Origin of the sequence: Xanthomonas sp. NCPPB 3582 (assembly GCF_041475735.2) — a bacterium.
Lineage (GTDB): Bacteria > Pseudomonadota > Gammaproteobacteria > Xanthomonadales > Xanthomonadaceae > Xanthomonas > Xanthomonas codiaei.
In genome coordinates, this window is record NZ_CM192968.1 from 2589156 (window position 1) to 2606886 (window position 17731).

12 protein-coding genes, 1 other RNA gene and 1 pseudogene are annotated in these 17731 nt (G+C 64.8%); 10 read left to right on the top strand and 4 right to left on the bottom strand.

All coding sequences use genetic code 11. From position 1 onward, the window contains the following. Nucleotides 1-14: 14 nt before the first annotated feature. Nucleotides 15-1973 (bottom strand): FTR1 family protein, encoded by a 1959-nt coding sequence (locus ACCQ05_RS10995; protein ID WP_372390251.1) that lies wholly within the window; start codon nucleotides 1971-1973, stop codon nucleotides 15-17. A 90-nt stretch (nucleotides 1974-2063) separates the two neighbouring features. On the opposite strand from ACCQ05_RS10995, the gene ACCQ05_RS11000 reads away from it, so the two are divergent. From ACCQ05_RS11000 to ACCQ05_RS11040, 9 genes are all read left to right on the top strand, one after another. Beyond that, nucleotides 2064-2477, top strand: a complete 414-nt coding sequence (locus ACCQ05_RS11000; RefSeq protein ID WP_372390253.1) for a MerR family transcriptional regulator — start codon at nucleotides 2064-2066, stop codon at nucleotides 2475-2477. Next, nucleotides 2474-3745, top strand: coding sequence for a site-specific integrase (locus ACCQ05_RS11005; protein WP_372390255.1), 1272 nt, complete (start codon nucleotides 2474-2476; stop codon nucleotides 3743-3745). The genes ACCQ05_RS11000 and ACCQ05_RS11005 overlap by 4 nt, the downstream gene beginning before the upstream one ends. Nucleotides 3746-3768: 23 nt before the next feature. Beyond that, the gene (locus ACCQ05_RS11010; protein WP_064539842.1) at nucleotides 3769-6762 is read left to right on the top strand and encodes a Tn3 family transposase; all 2994 of its coding nucleotides are present in this window, start codon (nucleotides 3769-3771) and stop codon (nucleotides 6760-6762) included. Nucleotides 6763-7023: 261 nt separating this feature from the next. Then, nucleotides 7024-8325, top strand: a complete 1302-nt coding sequence (locus ACCQ05_RS11015) for an NAD(P)/FAD-dependent oxidoreductase (RefSeq protein WP_372390257.1) — start codon at nucleotides 7024-7026, stop codon at nucleotides 8323-8325. A gap of 64 nt (nucleotides 8326-8389) precedes the next feature. Beyond that, nucleotides 8390-8758, top strand: a complete 369-nt coding sequence (locus tag ACCQ05_RS11020; RefSeq protein ID WP_228964805.1) for a cupin domain-containing protein — start codon at nucleotides 8390-8392, stop codon at nucleotides 8756-8758. A gap of 277 nt (nucleotides 8759-9035) precedes the next feature. Continuing rightward, nucleotides 9036-10004 (top strand): helix-turn-helix domain-containing protein, encoded by a 969-nt coding sequence (locus tag ACCQ05_RS11025; protein WP_372390259.1) that lies wholly within the window; start codon nucleotides 9036-9038, stop codon nucleotides 10002-10004. A 117-nt stretch (nucleotides 10005-10121) separates the two neighbouring features. Further along, a complete protein-coding gene (locus ACCQ05_RS11030; protein ID WP_372390261.1) occupies nucleotides 10122-11051 on the top strand; it encodes a SphA family protein in 930 nt (309 codons plus the stop codon). 33 nt (nucleotides 11052-11084) lie between these two features. Next, entirely contained in the window at nucleotides 11085-12302 is a 1218-nt protein-coding gene (locus tag ACCQ05_RS11035) for an MFS transporter (protein ID WP_372390263.1), read from the top strand. A gap of 7 nt (nucleotides 12303-12309) precedes the next feature. After that, nucleotides 12310-13764 (top strand): amidase, encoded by a 1455-nt coding sequence (locus ACCQ05_RS11040; RefSeq protein ID WP_372394040.1) that lies wholly within the window; start codon nucleotides 12310-12312, stop codon nucleotides 13762-13764. A gap of 295 nt (nucleotides 13765-14059) precedes the next feature. Here the strand turns inward: ACCQ05_RS11040 and ACCQ05_RS11045 are convergent. The 3 genes and pseudogenes from ACCQ05_RS11045 to ACCQ05_RS11055 all read right to left on the bottom strand — a co-directional run bounded on the left by ACCQ05_RS11045 (nucleotide 14060) and on the right by ACCQ05_RS11055 (nucleotide 16023). After that, a pseudogene (locus ACCQ05_RS11045) lies at nucleotides 14060-15382 on the bottom strand (PQQ-dependent sugar dehydrogenase). Continuing rightward, a complete protein-coding gene (locus tag ACCQ05_RS11050) occupies nucleotides 15379-15795 on the bottom strand; it encodes a hypothetical protein (RefSeq protein ID WP_372390266.1) in 417 nt (138 codons plus the stop codon). Before ACCQ05_RS11050 ends, ACCQ05_RS11045 begins: the two are co-directional and overlap by 4 nt. A gap of 152 nt (nucleotides 15796-15947) precedes the next feature. Further along, nucleotides 15948-16023, bottom strand: a non-coding RNA gene (locus tag ACCQ05_RS11055) — sX9 sRNA. 188 nt (nucleotides 16024-16211) lie between these two features. On the opposite strand from ACCQ05_RS11055, the gene ACCQ05_RS11060 reads away from it, so the two are divergent. After that, nucleotides 16212-16844 (top strand): carboxymuconolactone decarboxylase family protein, encoded by a 633-nt coding sequence (locus tag ACCQ05_RS11060; RefSeq protein WP_372390268.1) that lies wholly within the window; start codon nucleotides 16212-16214, stop codon nucleotides 16842-16844. Nucleotides 16845-17731: the final 887 nt, after the last annotated feature.

Consider the following 17731-nt stretch of genomic DNA (forward strand, 5'->3'; position numbering starts at 1 on the left):
TGTGCTGTGTTGTGTCATTGCTTGTTTGCGCCTGTCTGTCTACGCACACCGGAACGGGCATTGTCGAGGAACCCCACGATGGCGGCAGTGCCTACCAATACCTGCGCCAGCAGCGACTGCCAGGTCGGATACAGGCCGATCCATTCGATGCGCGGCACCGCGAGCGCTGTCTGGGCGATCCAGCCCGCTTCCTGCAACGCGGCCACGCCTTTGCCGATCAGGATGACCGCCATTACCGCGATGAGAATCGAGCTGATCGAAAAGAACCGGCCAATCGGCAGTCGTCTGCTCATGCGCAGCATCCAGTACGCCACCGCGGCCAACACCGCGATTCCCGCCACCAAGCCTGCGAGGATGGCGGTGGACGCCTGATCGCTCCACATCGCGATGTAGAACAAGATCGTCTCAAACACCTCGCGGTACACCGCGACAAAGGCCAGCATGAACAGAAAAATGGCCGAACGCCGTGTCAGTGCGGTTGTCAACTTGGCATGCAGGTACTCCTGCCACCGTCCTGCAAGGCTCTTTTGGTGCATCCAGATACCTACGCTGAGCAGGACAGCGGCGGCGAACAAGGCCGAGACACCCTCAGTGACTTCCCGGTTCGCACCGCTGATATCAACAAAGTACGTGGCCACTGCCCAGGTAGCTGCGCCCGCCAACAACGCGCAGATCCAGCCCGCATGCACATACGGCAACACATCAGACCGCTCGGCTTTACGCAAGAACGCCACGATGCCAATCACGATCAGAAGCGCCTCCAGTCCTTCGCGCACCAGGATGGTAAAGCTGCCCAGAAACGCGGTACTGGCCTCTATTCGGGTGTCCTGCAGCGCCACGTCCGCCCGATCAAACATCTGGGCAATTTGGGCCGCCTGCACGGCCACGTCAGCCGCCGGTGCGTGCTGATCCAGCTGCGCGCGGTAGCCTGCCATGGCCGTTTCGATCTCTCGCAGCAATGACGGATTGCGCGTGGCCAGCGTCGGCTCAAGTGGCTCTACACCATCAAGATAGGACGAGAGCGCAAGCTTTTTGGCTTGGGCCAGGTCCTCAGCAGCGTAAGCGCGCTGGCTGGCGGCCAGTCGCTGCCGCGCCACCGCAAAGCGATCGGCTCCTGGTACCGCTTCGTTTACTGCCTGTGGCTGCGAACGCAGGTAGGCGATGATCGCGTTTGCCTGATCGGCGGGCATCGTGGTGGCAAGATCGGCCTCTCGCGTGCGTGTCAGCGCTTCGAGCGAGGGAATGTGCGTATGGGCCTCGGCACTGGTGCGCCATAACGCCTCACCTTGAGCCTTGGCTTGCGAGGAGTACCCCAAGCTGCCCACATAGAATGCCAACGCCCAGCGATCACTTTCTGACAGCCCAGAGAAGCTGACCATGCTGGTACCCGGCACACCCTGGGAAATGACCTCGTACAACGACAGCGGCGTTCGCTGCGCGGCGCGAGTGGCATCGGTGAACGCGATCGGCGGCGGACTTAACGCTTGCGCGGCGGGGCCATCACCGTGACCTGTGGGGCCGTGACAGGCCGCGCACTGCTGGCTGTAGATGGACGCGGCCTGGGAGGTCTTCGGCGGGCTCGCCGGAACAGCGCCGATCGGGTAGCGGGCCAACAGCGTCGTGCCGAGCCCGCGCGCCAACGTTGCCACTTGCGCCGGGTCGGCCTTCTCTGCCACCGCCTGGACCAGGCGGTCGGCCTGGGCCGTCAGCTCCTGCTGGTTCTGGCCACCGGGCAATGCTGCCAGCTGACTGCGCACGGCGCCGGCAAACTCGCTCATTTCGGCGTATTCGTTGGGGGCAATTACGCGGCCGGCCTGGACCGCGCCGGGGTAGTCGACCGCGATGTAATCGAGCATCTGCCAGGTTTGGCGCAGGTCTGCTGCGGCAGGCTCCCCCTGAGCAGAAGCGGGCAGAACCCAGCCGATCAGCAAGGCAATCAGGCAGGAGCGAATCAAGGCGATGGGCAGTGGCATGGTCGTCACATGCAGCGCCGCGGCCGGAGTGGCGGCGGATACGGGTTCAGCGTAAAGTCCGTAGCTACTACGGAGTCAAGCGTACTACGAATGAAAATCAGTCAGGCTGCCGACGCCAGCGGATGCCACTTGGAGACGATTCGCTATTACGAGCGAATCGGGCTGCTGCCGCGCCCGGGGCGCACGGGCAACGGCTACCGGGTCTATGGTCCGGCCGACATCGAGCGGCTGCGCTTCATTGCGCGTGGCCGGGACCTGGGCTTCAGCCTAGAGGAGGTCCGCAGCCTGCTGCACCTGGCCGGCGATGAGGAGCTTTCGTGTGGGGACGTGGACCGGTTGGCCCGCAGCCATCTGGCCGACGTGCGCGCCCGCATGGCCGACCTGCAGCGCATGGCCAGCGAGCTGGAACGGGTGATTGCCAGTTGCCATGGCGGCCAGCGGGCCGAATGCACCATCCTGTCGACCCTGCGCCAGCCGACCTCCGTGGAGGCCACGCGCCAGTGACCGAACTGGACCGCTACCTCGATGCGGCCACGCGCCAGAACACGGTGCGCAGCTATGCGTCGGCGCTGCGGCACTTCGAGGTTGAATGGCAAGGCCACCTCCCAGCGACACCTGACAGCGTGGCCCGGTACCTGGCCGCTTATGCGCAGACCTTGGCGGCCAGCACCCTCCGCCAACGCCTGGCGGCCATCGCCTCTTGGCACCGTGACCACGGATTTGTCGATCCCACCCGGTCGCCGCTGGTGCGCAAGGTCCTCAAAGGCATCCAGACCCTGCACCCGGCCCAGGTCAAGCAGGCCGCGCCGCTCCAGATTCGGCGGCTGGTCGAGCTCGATGACTGGCTGGCCGCGGCGATCGCTGCGGCACATGCCCGGGGCGACGGAGCCGCGGTGCTGCGCCATCAACGCGACCGAGCGCTGGTGCTGCTCGGGTTCTGGCGGGGCTTCCGTGGCGATGAACTGCTGCGCCTGGACGTGGCCCATCTCACGCTGGTGCCGGGACAGGGGATGACCTGCTTCCTGCCACGCAGCAAGGGTGATCGGCAGGCAGCCGGCGTCACCTACAAGGTGCCGGCGCTGTCGCGTTTATGTCCGGTGGAGGCGACCCAAACCTGGCTGCAGGCGGCTGACCTGCAAGAAGGGCCGGTGTTTCGTGCAGTCAACCAATGGGGCCAGGTAAGCGCCGAAGGTCTCCATCCCAACAGCCTGGTGCGCCTGCTGCGCGAGCTGCTGGCCAGTGCGGGCTTTGCGGATGCGGGGCTCCACAGCAGCCATTCGCTGCGCCGCGGCTTTGCCAGCTGGGCCAACGACCAGGGCTGGGACATGAAGGCCTTGATGGAGTACGTGGGCTGGCGCGATGTGCAGTCGGCCATGCGCTACCTGAATGGGCGTGACCCGTTTGCCCGGGACCGCATTGAAGCGAGCCTACCCAGTCCAACCGCGCCGGTACCGGCGATGGCACTGCCGGCACCCGAGAGTAAATCTGCGCTGCAGCTCCGTCTGCGCATGGTGCTGACCCCGTTTGCCCGCGCGGGCCGCGGCGCGGCCAAGGCCCGGGGCCGGATTGAAGATATCTGCTTGGCTCCGTTCCAGGCTGTGCGTCTGAACACCGCCAGCAGCGAGTACCGGTTAGCTGTTCCCACCGATCCCGATCGGGATCTGGATGAAATCCTGGCCACGTTGCTCGATGACATGCACCGCATGGCCGATACGCACCAGTGTTTCCTGGAAGCGTCTCTCAATACAGACGACGGCCGGCATTGGGATTGATCCCCTCATAACCTTCGGATCCAATGGCTACCCTTCACGAGACCGCCTACCCGCGACTGAAGCCTGATCCCACCGCCAAGGAACTGGAGGAGATCTATACCCCGACCGCCGCTGAGATTGCATTCGCCAAGCAGCTGACCACCCAGCCGGGTCCGCAGCTGGCGGTACTGATTCATCTCAAGCTCTTCCAACGCTTGGGCTACTTCACGGTGTTGGCCGACGTACCCGAGCGGATCAGGAAGCACATCGCCAAGGCCGCCCGACTCGGGCGCGTATTGGACACCGACCAGCTCGAACGCTACGACGCTTCCGGCAGCCAGCGCCGGCATATGCCGCAGCTTCGGCAATTCATCGGGGTACGTCCCCTGGATAAATCGGGCTTGGCTTGGCTGGACACCGTGGCCACCGGAGCAGCCCAGACCAAGCACACCATCCCGGACATCGTGAACGTCCTGCTCGAAGAGCTGGTGCACCATCGCTACGAACTGCCCGGCTTCCGCACCCTGGAGCTGGCCGCCATCGGTGCCCGCGAGCGGGTCAACCTGGGCTACTACCGCAGTATCAGCCACGCGCTGACGCCCGCCACGCGCACGCTCATCGACGAACTGCTGCGCGCACCGGAAGGGTCCAGGTTCACCGGCTGGCAATCACTCAAGCGCGAGCCCGGCCGGCCCACCAACAAGGAAGTTCGGTTCTACCTGCAGCACATCCGCATGCTGCAGCAGTTGGCCGACCAGCTGCCTCCCATTGATGTGCCGGTGCCCAAGCTCAAGCAGTTCCGTGCAATGGCTCGGGCCTATGACGCCAGCGAGCTGGCCGAACTGGCTCCGGACAAGCGCTATGCGCTGGCCACCATCTTCATTCGCGCCCAGCATGCCAAAACACTCGATGATGCAGCCGAGTTGTTCATCAAGCAGGTGCGCGGGCTGGAGAACACGGCCCAGCAGAAGCTGCTGGCCTACCAGCTCGAACATGCCAAGCGGGCCGACTTCCTCATCGGCCAGCTCAAGGAGATCCTGCAGGCCTATCAGCTCGACGGCAGCGATAGTCAGCGCGTGGATGCCATCGACAACAGCCTGGAAGCGGAAGTGTCGACCTTGCTGGCCGAATGCGAAGAACATATGGCCTACGCCGGGAAGAACTACCTGCCATTCATGCTGCAGCCCTATGGCGCGGTCAGGCCGCTGCTGTTCAATGGGCTGGAGCTGATGAAACTTCGGGCGACCAGCCACGATGCCGGCATGGAGCCGCTGATCGCAGCGGTGCTCTCGCTGCGCAACCAGCGCCGTGAGCTGATCGAGGTCGCCTCCCTCGGTTTGGACCCGGAAAAGGACTTTGACTGGATGTCCAAGCTCTGGCGTCAGCACGTGTTCGGCAAGCGGGCCAGTGCAGCCGGCGCCGGCTGGATGCACCGTAAGTACTTCGAGCTGGCCGTGCTGGTGCAGGTCAAGGACGAACTTAAGTCCGGAGATCTCTTCATTCCCAGCAGCGAACGGTTTGATGACTACCGTGAGCAGTTGGTCGATGAAGCCACCTTTGCCCAAGAACTGGAAGCCTATGGCCAGGTCTCAGGCCTGCCCACCGACGCCGAGTCTTTCGTGGCGGGATTGCGCGCACAATTGACCTCCCTGGCCGATGAGGTCGACGCGCGTTTCCCGGAGAACGTACATGCGGACATCCTGGATGGGCGCCTGGTGCTGCGGAAGGGGCAACGCGCCGAAGTCTCCAGCGCGATTACCACGGTGGATCGCCTCATCGCCGAACGGCTTCCAGAATCCAGCATCGTCGATGTCCTGATCGATGCCAGCCAATGGCTGGATCTGCACCGTTTCTTCCGCCCGATCGCCGGCACCGAGAGCCAGGTCGAAGATCTGCCCCGACGTGTGATCACCACGCTATTTTGCTATGGCTGCAACCTGGGGCCGACGCAGACGGCGCGGTCGATCAAGGGCTTCAGCCGGCGCCAAGTCGCTTGGCTCAACCTGAAATACGTGACCGAGGATGTGCTTGAGAAGGCCATCGTGGAGGTCATCAATACCTACAACAAATTCGACCTGCCTGGCTATTGGGGCAGCGGCAAGAGCGCATCAGCTGATGGCACGAAGTGGAGCGTGTACGAGGACAACCTGCTGTCGGAGTATCACATCCGCTACGGCGGCTACGGTGGCATCGGCTACTACCATGTGTCCGATAAATACGTGGCGCTCTTCAGCCACTTCATTCCCTGTGGCGTGCACGAGGGCATCTACATCCTCGACGGTCTGTTGGCCAACACTTCCGACATCCAGCCTGAGATCGTCCATGGCGACACGCAGGCCCAAAGCTACCCGGTCTTCGGCCTGGCCCACATGCTGGGCATCCAGCTGATGCCCCGGATCCGGAACATCAAGGACCTGACATTCTTTCGGCCCGAACCGGGTAGGGCTTATAAGAACATCCAGGCACTGTTCGGGGACAGCATCGACTGGCAACTGATCGCCACCCATCTCCACGACATGCTGCGGGTGGTGATCTCAATCCGATTGGGCAAGATCACCGCGTCCTCGATCCTGCGCCGGCTGGGCACCTACAGCCGGAAGAACAAGCTGTACTTCGCCTTCCGGGAACTTGGCAAGGCCGTTCGAACGCTGTTCTTGCTGCGCTACATTGATGACAATGAGATCCGCAAAACGATCCATGCTGCCACCAACAAGAGCGAGGAATACAACGGCTTCGTGAAATGGGTGTTCTTTGGCAGCCAGGGGATCATTGCTGAGAACGTCCAACACGAGCAGCGCAAGATCATCAAGTACAGCCAGCTGGTGGCCAACATGATCATCCTCCACAACGTGGAAGGCATGAGCCGGACCTTGGCCGAGATGAGGAAGGAGGGGATTGAACTGACGCCCGAGATCCTGGCCGGCCTGTCGCCTTATCGGACCAGCCACATCAATCGCTTCGGCGATTACCACCTGGATCTTGAAAGGGAAGTGGCGCCGCTGAGCTACACAGCCAAGGTGCTTGAACAGACCCCATAGATGGGTAGAACCTGCCCGAGAGACGAGCAATCAACCTGGAAATTCAGTCGCTTAGGCAGCTTTTGGCCCTGTACGTAATGATTCCCTGCCGACCCTCGGCAACGCCCGGAGCGCAGGCGCGTCTCCGGCCTGCCCGCTTGCGCCGGCAGCGCCGGCAGCGCTGGCACAGACAGTCAAGTGCGCTGGCAGGCAACGACAAGCGTTGCGGTCACAGGCCTGTCTACAGTGTCTGCGACCGCCGCGCAGGATGCTTGCTGCCCCATGATCAATACCGAAACCCCGACGTACTACACCGCTACCCGCAAATACGCGTTGAGCTTTCCCTCGCTGGAAGACGAGATCGATGCGGAGGTCGTCATCGTCGGTGGAGGCTTTTCGGGGATCAACACCGCGCTGGAACTGGCCGAGCACGGGATCACCGATACCGTGGTGCTGGAGGGGCGTCACCTGGGCTACGGCGGGACCGGGCGCAACGGCGGCCAGGTGATGGCCGGGATCGGCCACGATCTGGATGCGCTCGCCCGCGACGTCGGCAAGGACGGCGTGCAGGCCCTATTCGCCCTGAGCGACCTGGGGCCGCAGATCATGCGCGAGCGCATCGCGCGCTACGGCATCGATGCCGACTTTCGCAGCGGCTACGGCTACATGGCCTTCAATGCCCGCCAGGCCCGCACGCTGCGTGCCTGGGAAACGGAATTCAAGTCGCTGGGATCGCCGCACGAGATCCGCTACCTGCCACGTTCGGAGGTCCAGCAAATCGTCGGCAGCGATGCCTACCATGCTGGCCTGCTGCATATGGGCGGGGGCCATGTGCATTCGCTCAACCTGCTGCTGGGCGAAGCCAAGGCGCTGAGCGAGACATACGGGGCGCGCATCTTCGAGCACAGCCCGGCGCTGGAGGTGAGCTACGGCAACCGGATCACGGTACGCACGGCCAACGGTCGCGTACGCGCGCGCAAACTGGTGTGGGCGATCGACGGCTTCAACAACCGCATGGTGCCGGAACTGCATGCCCGCACCATCAACGTATACGCCTACAACTCGGTGACCGAGCCGCTGAGCCGCGACCTGATCGAGCGCATCAGCCCCATCCGCGGTGCGTTCAGCGATATCCGCCCGGTGATCGATTACTACCGCGTCACCAACGACAACCGGCTGATGTTCGGTTCGTCCACGCCGCTGCTCGAATACATCCCCGGCGATCTCAAACAGTGGAATCGCCGCCTGATGCTGAAGATCTTTCCCTACCTCAAGGATGTCGCCATCGACCTGGCCTGGGGCGGGCCGCTGGCCTGTTCCAAGAATCTGTTCCCGCAAATCGGCACGTTGCCCGATCGCCCGAATGCCTTCTACGTGCAGGGCTATTCCGGCTTCGGCGTCACCCCCAGCCAGATCATCTGCAAGGTGCTGGCCGAGGGCATCCTGGGCGGATCGGAGCGCTACCGCCTGATCAGTTCGATCAGCCACGCCGCCATTGCCGGCAAGGATCAGTTCCGCGAACTGCTGGTGAGCCTGGGCAAGCTGATGCACCAGGGCTCGGGCTATCGGCAAGGGCGGCGTTGAGCCCTGCCCTGCGTTCGCCTCGTACCGCCGTTCCACCTGAGCACACCCAAAGGAGCCACCCCGCATGACCTTTACTCCGATCAAGCACGCACTGAGCCTGGACGACCTGGACGACTGGGGCAAGGTGACCGACCTTGGCGCGCAGATGCTAGGCGACGAGCTCAAGGCCTACGGTCGCATGACCCATGGCGCGCCGACCGACCCGGTCAGTGCCGCCTATTTCGGCACCACCAAGGGCAGGTTTCGCATGACCTACCCCTTCAGCGAGCAGGCCACCGTGGTCCTGGGCGAAGTGCTGATGACGGACGAATCCACCGGCATCACGCATCACCTGAAGAGCGGCGACAGCTGGTTCGTCGAAAAAGGCACGCCGATGCTGTGGGACATCGTCAGCGATGCGGGCTTCATCAAGCACTACTTCGCTGTCGTCTGAGCATACCCGCCAGCCTACTGCGTCGAGTACTGCGCGGATCCGGCCGATGAATCGCAGGATCCGCGACACCGCAAGATAACCGCGCTGCACTGCAGCGTCGCTGCGCACGACCAGCGTGTCGTAGCATGCACGGGATGACGCTGTCGCAGACTGCCCCGGGGCCGGGATGCGCGCCATCCCGGATTCGTGCAACAGTGCGCCTGCCGAAGGCGGCGCCATCGCGCCCCGCGTCGCATTGCTGTCGCCCTCGCACTTCCTTCCAGCTTCGGGACCTGCCATGTCAGCCAGTTCCGTTCCCGCATTCGTGGTCCGGCACTGCAGCACCGCTGCGGTGGAGGCGCACGCTCTTGCCCTGCCGCGTTGGCAGGTCCGCTACGACCAAACCAGTGGCGGGCACTTCACCGGCCAGCTGGACGAGTTGCAGCTGGACGGCATCCAGGTGGTGCGCGACCGTGCCAACCAGGCCATGCTCAAATGCGGCGAGGCCTGGCCGGGCGCGCTGGTGTTCAGCCTGCCGCTGGGCGGGATCGACCTGGAGATGTATTGCGAGGGCCATCGCCATCAGGAGCCCTGCCTGCTGGTGACGCCTGGCCATCGCCTGCCCGAGCTGCACACTCCTGCGCAGGTGGAATTGCTGTCGTTCGCGGTCGACCAGCGCCTGGTGGACTGGCTGCTGGAGCGTCAGCGCTGCGACCAGCCCTCGCGTACCCGCACGCTGTACCGCATGCCCCCGCGAAGCCTGCATGAGGTGCAATGCGTCAGCCAGGACCTGTTCGATTCGCACACGCTGACCAGCGCGATGCGCACGCATACCGTGGTGCGTCGCGGCACCCGTGACGGGCTGCTGCAACTGCTGCTGGACATGCTCGACACCAGCGAGGCCGCACCGCTGCGCCCCAGCGCGAGAAAGCGCCTGGTCGATCGCGCACGCGATTACGCGCTGGCAAACGCCGAGCGCGCGCCCACGGTGCTGGAATTGTGTGGGCACGTCGGTGCCAGCCGACGCAAGCTGCAGTACTGTTTTCAGGAAAGCCTGGGCACCAATCCGGTGGCCTATCTGCGCACCCTGCGCTTGAACCAGGTACGGCGTTCGCTGACCAGCGAGGGCCCGGGCCGCTCGGTGCAGGACATCGCTGCCGCCTGGGGATTCTGGCATCCGAGCCGGTTTGCCGGGGAATACCGCCAGTTGTTCGGGCAGAGTCCGTCGGAGACCCGCCGCCAGGCGCTGGGCGCCTTGGCGGGATAGGACGAAGGCCGGCCCGCGGCCGCAACAACACAGCACGACATTGCCGATTCTGGATAACGGGCAGGCGAGCGTTCCGCTTAGGTTGGAGTTGTAACTCCGACAGGCGAGGAACCACCGATGTCCCAGCAACGCTGTCGTCCCATCTGTTCGCTGTCTGCAAGTCTGCTCATCTGTAGCGCATTCGCCGCCCAGGCCACCGAGAACGGCGCGCCGTCCACCCCGATGGGGCTGTACGATTTCGGCGGCGGTTTCATGCCGCCCAGTACACCGGTCGGCACCTTCGGCGCTCGCGCCGCGTATTACTCGACCGATCGCCTGAACGACGGCGCGGGCCGTCGTAGCCCCAACGATTTTTCGCTGGATGTGCTGTCGCTGGGGCTGGCCTATATCCGCATGACCGACGCGCAGTTCCTCGGCGCACGCTACGGCTTCAGCACGGTGGTGCCGTTCTTCCGCATGGATGCGGCGCTGGCGGTCAATGTCAACGGCGTGACCGTGTTCCGCGATCAGGCCAAGGTATTCCGGCTAGCCGATGTGCAGGTGACGCCGGTGATCCTGCAGTGGACGCCCTCGCCCAACCTGGGGATCAATTTCCAGTTCCAGGTCCAGGCTCCGACCGGCGACTATGACGCCAGCCGGCTGATCTCACCGGGCCTCAATCGCTGGACGTATTCGCCGTTGCTCAACGTCAGCTGGATCAGCCAGGGCGGCCTGGAGCTGTCTTCCTCGTTCCAGTTCGATATCAACGCGCGCAATCCCGACACCGACTATCGCAGCGGCGTGGAATACCGCCACGAATTCGCCATCGGGCAACACCTGGGCGCATGGACAGCAGGCCTGGGCGGTTACTACTACCGGCAGATTACCGATGACCAGCGCAATGGCCAGGACATCGGCAATCGCGCGCGCGTGGTCGCGCTGGGTCCGGCAGTGAGCTTCTTCGAGCCGGGCAAGATGCCGCTCTGGCTGCATGTCTACAGGGAGTTCGGCGCGCGCAATCGTGCCGAGGGCTACAACGTGGCGTTGCGCTTTGCGCGCACCTTCTGAGCGGCGCCAATGAACACATCCAAGGGGGATGCCATGAACCAAGCCAGCGACTCGACCCGTCAGGCAGGGCGCGCGCAGGGCGCGGTGCTGCTGCTCGGCAGCAGCCTGACCATCATGGGCGCGGTGATGATCGCGCCCGTGCTGCCCAAACTCGGCGCCCAGTTCGGGCCCATCGATCCTCAGGCCGGGCTGCTGGTGCCGCTGGTGGTCACCGGGCCGGCACTGGCCATCGCGCTGTTCGCACCGGCCGCCGGTGGGCTGGCCGACCTGTTCGGTCGCAAGGGCCTGCTGGTGCTGGCCACGCTCGCCTACGCCGTGCTCGGCGTCCTGCCGGCATTTCTGCAGGACCTGACCAGCATCGTGGGTGCACGCCTGCTGTTCGGGTGTGCCGAAGCGGCGGTGATGACGTGCTGCACCACGCTGATTGCCGACTACTGGCAGGGCGAACGCCGCCTGCGCTACGTCAATCTGCAGGTGGTGTGCATTGCGCTGATCGGCTCGCTGTTCTTCGTGGTCGGCGGTGCGCTGGGCGAGCATTCCTGGCGCACGCCATTCTATCTGTACCTGCTGCCCTTGCTGCTGGTGCCGGCAATGCTGAAGGTGCTGTGGGAACCGACCGCGACGCAGGCGACGCCGCACGCGGCGGCATCGGAAGGCAAGGTCGGCGGCTCCGCACTGGTGGTGGGCTATCTGCTGGTGTTCTTCGGCATGGCGCTCAGCTTCGTCGTGCCGGTGCAGACGCCGGTGCTGCTGGTCGGGCTGGGGATCACCTCGAGCACCATGATCGGCATGTCTGCCGGCCTTGGACTGCTGGCGACGCTGGGGGGCTCGCTGGCCTGGCCGCTGCTGCGTCGCTGGATCGGCATGCCTGCGACCAACGCGCTGCTGCTGGCCTTGCTGGCGCTGGGCCTGTGGCTGCTGGTCGGCGCGCAGACCTACCCACAGGTGTTGCTGGCGGTGAGCGTGCACGGATTCGGCGCCGGGCTGCTGGTGCCCAATGCGATGACCCCGGTGATGAACGCGCTGCCGTTGCGCGTGCGCGGCCGCGGCATGGGCGGCTTTACCTCCAGCCTGTACCTGGGCCAGTTCGCCAGCCCGTTGCTGATCACCGCCTTGCTGCCGGCAGGTGGCGATCTGCATGGCGCAATCCGGATCGCCGCCGGCGCCGCGTTGGCGGTCGCCATGCTGTGGGCGGCGCGGGCGTTGCTGCGCCGGGCGCCTGCTCTTTCCACCGATTCGCAAGCGAGGTAATGGCGTGATGCAGGATATCGATGCGTTGTTGGACAGCCACGATGGAGTCGGCCTGGCTGCCTTGGTAAGAAACCGCGAGATCCAGCCGCTGGAGCTGGCCGAGGCCACGATCGTGCGGCTGCAACGGGTGGCATCGTTGAACGCGGTGGCCGAGACGCTCTATGACCAAGCGCGTGCCACCGCGCGCCTGCCCACCACCCGGCAGGGGGCGCTGGCCGGCGTGCCGACGCTGATCAAGGACCTGTTCTCGCCCCTGCGTGGGGCGCGCATGGGCAATGGCTCGCTGGCGCAGGGCGATGCGCGCGCCGATCTGGACTGCGCGGTGGTGGAGCGGCTGCGGGCGGCCGGCTGCGTGTTCCTGGGCACCAGCACCTCACCGGAGTTCGGTACGTCCTACACCACCGAATCCACCCGCTTCGGTGCCACCGCCAATCCATGGGACATCGCCCGCAGTGCCGGCGGCTCCAGCGGCGGTGCGGCCGCGCTGGTGGCCGCACGCGCGGTGCCGTTTGCGCATGGCAACGATGGTGGCGGATCGCTGCGGGTGCCTGCCTCGTGTTGCGGCGTCTTCGGACTCAAGCCCAGCCGCGGCCGCATGCCCTCCGGGCCATTGATCGGCGAAGGCTGGGCCGGCATGGGCATCGCACACGCCATCACCCGTTCGGTCCGCGACAGCGCGGCGCTGCTGGACGCCACCGCCGGTGCCGACCTGGGGGCGCCCTACGCCGCACCAGCCCAGGCATCCCCGTTCATGGCCGCGATCGAACGCGACCCCGCTCCGTTGCGCATCGCGCTGGTGGAACACCTGGCGCCCTGGCCCAGCGGCGCAGACGCGCTGGCCGCGGTCCGTCATTCGGCCGGGCTGTGTAGCCGCCTTGGCCATCACGTCGAAGCGGCGCGCCTGCCGGTGGACCTTCCGGTGCTGCTGGACCAGCTGTTCGACATCATCGGCCCCAGCACGCGCTGCTATCTGGACATGCTGGGCCGTCTGCGTGGCGCGCCGGTGAACGACGCCGAGCTGGAGCCACGCACCCGGGTGATCCTGCGCGAAAAAGGCCAGGTCAGCGGTGCGCGCTATGCCGCCGCGGTGGCCGCGATCCACGCCCTCGGGCGGCGATTGGCGACCTTGCTGCAGGACTACGACCTGATCCTGACCCCGACCCTCACCCGCGTACCGCCGCTGCTGGGAACGCTGGACGCGTTCGACGACACCCTCCCGCTGCCGCGACTGATCGAGGACTTCCACAGCTATTCGCCATTCACCGCGTTGTTCAACGCAAGCGGTCAGCCGGCGATGTCGGTGCCGTTGTACTGGAGCCCGGCCGGGTTGCCGATCGGGGCGCACTTTGCCGCGCGTTTCGGCGAGGAAAGCACATTGCTGGCGCTGGCCGCGCAACTGGAACGCGCGCAACCGTGGGCCGGACGCATTCCTCCGCTCAATGCCGGCGCTGTGAGCCGGTAAGACGCTGGTGCTGCGCTTGGCCGGCGCAGCGCATGCCACGCCGGTGAATCTGCATGGAAGCAGGCTGCAGCCATCAACGGCGCGGGATGTTTGATGCCGCTGTCAGCGGCCTGGCAGGCGCGCAGTGCTGGTAACTGTGCGATCTCGATGCCACGGTACGACACCTGTTACGCACTTGGCGCGCCTGCCGGAGCGCTTCAGTCGCGCAGACAGGGTCAAGCGCGGGGAGCTCGCGCCGCGAAGCTGTCACGGCGCGAACGCAGTGACAGCCCGGGTCGCGATCGCTCGCACCGCCTCAGCGCATCGCCTGCGGCGGCGATGCCGGCGCAACGTCGGGAGTCACACGCCAGACGATGTTGGCCAGGTCATCGGCCACGATCAGCGCGCCGCGCGGATCGACCGTGACGCCAACCGGGCGGCCGCGCGTCTTGCCATCCTCGCCGTGGAAGCCGGACACGAAGTCGATGGGGTCGCCTGCCGGCCGGCCGTCGCGGAACGGCACGAACACCACCTTGTAGCCCACGGGCGGGCTGCGGTTCCAGCTGCCGTGCTCGCCGACGAAGACGCCGTCTGCGAATTTCGCGCCCATCACCGGCGCGGAGAACGCCACGCCCAGTGCTGCCACATGCGAGCCCAAGGCGTAGTCCGGTTCGATGGCCGAGGCCACCTTTTGCGGGTCCTGCGGCATGACCCGCGTATCCACATGCTTGCCCCAGTAGCTGTAGGGCTAGCCGTAGAAGCCGCCTTCGCGAACCGAGGTCAGATAGTCGGGCACCAGGTTCGGGCCAATCTCGTCGCGTTCGTTGACTACCGCCCACAGCGCGCCGCTGCCGGGCTGGATGGCCAGCGCGGTCGGATTGCGCAGGCCGGTGGCATAGGGCTTGTGCGCACCGGTGGCCGCATCGACCTGCCAGACCTGTGCACGATCGATTTCCACATCCATGCCGCGTTCGGTGATGTTGCTGTTGGAGCCGATCGCCACATACAGATAGCGGCCGTCTGCACTGGCGGTAAGCGCCTTGGTCCAATGGTGATTGATGGCCGACGGCAGGTCGGTCAGCTTGCTCGGCGCGCCGCTGGCCTTGGTCTGGCCGACGGTGTAATCGAAGCGCACCAGCGCATCCTGGTTGGCGACGTAGAGCGCATTGCCGATCAGCGCGAGCCCGTACGGTGCGTTGAGCTTGTCGGCGAAGACGGTCTTCAGTTCATAGGTGCCGTCACCGTCGGCGTCACGCAGCAAGGTCAGGCGATTGCCGCTCTTGACCTGGGTGGTGCCCTTGGCCTTGATCGGGCCGGCAATGATGTCCTTGGGCTTGAGCTTGGGCGCCGAACCGCCGCGGCCTTCGGCCACCAGGATGTCGCCGTTCGGCAGCACCAGGGTCTGTCGCGGAATGGCCAGATCGCGCGCGATGGCGGTGATGCGATATCCGGACGGCACGGTCGGGGTGCTGTTGCCCCACGCAGTGGGCTCGGCGATCGTCATGTCCGGCAGCACGCCACGATCGGGTGCCGGCAGGTTGGGCGTCGCGCCATGCTGGTTCAACTCGGGCGCCTGACCGCAGCCAGCCAGCGCGGCGGCGAGGAGGGAGACCGCAAGCACTCGGGATTGGCGGTTCATCGTGCACCTCCCAGGCGCAGACCGGACAGCCCCGACCAGGCGGCCACCATCGCGAACAGCGTCGCAATGCCCGACATCACCAGCGCTGCCGGCATGATGGCCCATGCGTCGCGTGCGTGATGCAGGGCATCGAACAAGCCCACCACCCAGGTGGCGACCAGCGCCAGCAGATAGACCAGATTGCGGCTACCGCGAGCCAGCCCGATGACCGCGGCCAGCAGCGCAACGGTGGTCATCACCATCGCACCGACCAGCAACCACGACGCGAAGTTGCTCCACTGGATCTGGTAAGAGCTCCAGTAGGCGTAATCGCAGAGTAGCGTGCCCAGGAACAAGGGCCACACACCGCCGAGGATGGCGGCGTGGAACGGATGGATGGCCCGCAAGCGGGTCGGGAAAGCGGTTGCGTGCATGGCGGACTCGTATGGCATGGCAAAACGTGGATCCGATGCTGCCAGCTTGCGTGTGATGAGCAGGACGATACGTGCATGTGGCGCTGCCGGCTCCGGCGGCGCGCCGGTGTCGCTGCCAACGCTTGGAATCGCGCGCATCGCCCCCTAAGAGTGGCTAACAAAACGTAGCGAGCGGCCGTCAGGTGGGTGCGGACGGCGCGGAGGAACCGCAGTGTACGAGTGGTACATGAGGATTCCGAGCACCGACCGCGCCCGCCTGGCGGCCGCGCAGTAGTTTTGCTAGCTGCTCTAAATCCATATGTGCACCCATGCTGCACATGGCGTGATGCCCGCTTGCGCGGCGCAGGCGTCGGTGTGGCAGTGCGCTGCGTCGTTGCCCCTCCCCCGCGGCAGCATGTTCCCCGGAGTCAATCGTGATGCCTATTTCCGAAAGCCTGTCGCCCAGGCAGCAAGCCCTCGCCCCCATCGCTGCATTCGCGGCCACCGGCGATATCGAACGGTTGAAGCCGGTGCTCGACGCCGGCCTCGACGCAGGCCTGACCATCAGCCACTGCAAGGAAGTACTGGTGCAGGTCTACGCTTATGCCGGCTTTCCGCGCAGCCTCAATGCGCTGGCAGCCTTGATGCAGGTCATCCAGGCACGACGGCAGCGTGGCATTGTCGACCCGGATGGCGACTCGCCGGGCCCGGTGCCCACCGGCCAGGCATTGCTCGCAGTGGGAACCGCCAATCAAACCCAACTGGCAGGCGCACCGGTGACCGGCCCGCTGTTCGAGTTTGCGCCAGCCATCGACCAGTATCTGAAGACGCATCTGTTCGGCGACATCTTTGCACGCGACAACCTGGACTGGGTGAGCCGCGAGCTGGCGACCGTGAGCATGCTTGCTGCGCTGGAAGGTGTGGAAGCGCAGTTGCAGTCGCATCTGAAGATCAGCATCAACATCGGCGTGACCACGGCGCAGCTCAATGCGCTGGCACAGGTACTGGACAAGCGGGTCGGCGCTGCGGCGGGCACGCGCGCCAAGGCGGCACTGGCCAGGACCCAGTAGGCCCACGCCGGTCCAAACGCACGGCAGGATCAAGCCAGCGTGCCCCGGGCCGGCAGATCTGGCCCCCAGCTGTCGCCGGCCGCCGGCGCGCTGGAGGTCAAGCAGACCTTGGCAACCCTTCCGGGTGATGACCACGACGCGCAGCGATGCACAAACCAGGCTGGGCGGTGTGCGCACCGGATGTCCCTGTGCATTCCCCACGCGATGGGTGGCTGAATATCCGAAACCGGATCGACTGATGCCAACTTCTTGGCGTTTTATTCAATTCGCCGGTCACTTTTATTGGACAGGTCCAGGGCATGCCCAATAATTAATTATTTAAATCACCTTTATATGCCGTCATTGTTGATTTAACCCCGGCCGGAGCGTCGAATTCCGCACACGCATCGGATGCGCACTCGTATGTGCGAGGAAAGAGCCTGCACTTATACGCACAAGTCGTTGGACCCGGGGCAACAAAGAACAGATTAAAGACCGCTCGGCCATACCGACGTACGCTGGAGTCCGTTAGACGCGCTGACTCGCGCTAGAATCCGCTACAGCTGGTAGGTGATTCACCCACAACCTTGATGCAATTCCCTGATTACCACGGATTCGCCTCACATTTAGGATCACCGCCCTTCAAAAAATGTGATGAATTATTGTCGCGCCCGGTCTAACTTTTCTCCACACATCCCTCGTTTAAGCGCTAACTAATTCGTTTTAGCTATGGAATAAATCGCAACTGCCTATTGCCCGGAATTTTGTCTGAATAGCAACTGTCCATTCAGACTTTAGAGTCGTTGGCTAGCGCCGTTAAACAAGTCGCAAGCACACGAAACTCTCAGCCAGATGCCTTATTCACCGCGAGTGCGGGTCCGAGGGGACGGACCGGCGAATGGCTGAAG

Excerpts from the sequence above, each read along its gene's own strand:
- ACCQ05_RS10995 (WP_372390251.1), bottom strand. The coding sequence starts at position 1,973 with ATGCCACTGCCCATCGCCTTGATTCGCTCCTGCCTGATTGCCTTGCTG.
- ACCQ05_RS11000 (WP_372390253.1), top strand. The coding sequence starts at position 2,064 with ATGAAAATCAGTCAGGCTGCCGACGCCAGCGGATGCCACTTGGAGACG.
- ACCQ05_RS11010 (WP_064539842.1), top strand. The coding sequence starts at position 3,769 with ATGGCTACCCTTCACGAGACCGCCTACCCGCGACTGAAGCCTGATCCC.
- ACCQ05_RS11015 (WP_372390257.1), top strand. The coding sequence starts at position 7,024 with ATGATCAATACCGAAACCCCGACGTACTACACCGCTACCCGCAAATAC.
- ACCQ05_RS11020 (WP_228964805.1), top strand. The coding sequence starts at position 8,390 with ATGACCTTTACTCCGATCAAGCACGCACTGAGCCTGGACGACCTGGAC.
- ACCQ05_RS11025 (WP_372390259.1), top strand. The coding sequence starts at position 9,036 with ATGTCAGCCAGTTCCGTTCCCGCATTCGTGGTCCGGCACTGCAGCACC.
- ACCQ05_RS11030 (WP_372390261.1), top strand. The coding sequence starts at position 10,122 with ATGTCCCAGCAACGCTGTCGTCCCATCTGTTCGCTGTCTGCAAGTCTG.
- ACCQ05_RS11035 (WP_372390263.1), top strand. The coding sequence starts at position 11,085 with ATGAACCAAGCCAGCGACTCGACCCGTCAGGCAGGGCGCGCGCAGGGC.
- ACCQ05_RS11040 (WP_372394040.1), top strand. The coding sequence starts at position 12,310 with ATGCAGGATATCGATGCGTTGTTGGACAGCCACGATGGAGTCGGCCTG.
- ACCQ05_RS11050 (WP_372390266.1), bottom strand. The coding sequence starts at position 15,795 with ATGCACGCAACCGCTTTCCCGACCCGCTTGCGGGCCATCCATCCGTTC.
- ACCQ05_RS11060 (WP_372390268.1), top strand. The coding sequence starts at position 16,212 with ATGCCTATTTCCGAAAGCCTGTCGCCCAGGCAGCAAGCCCTCGCCCCC.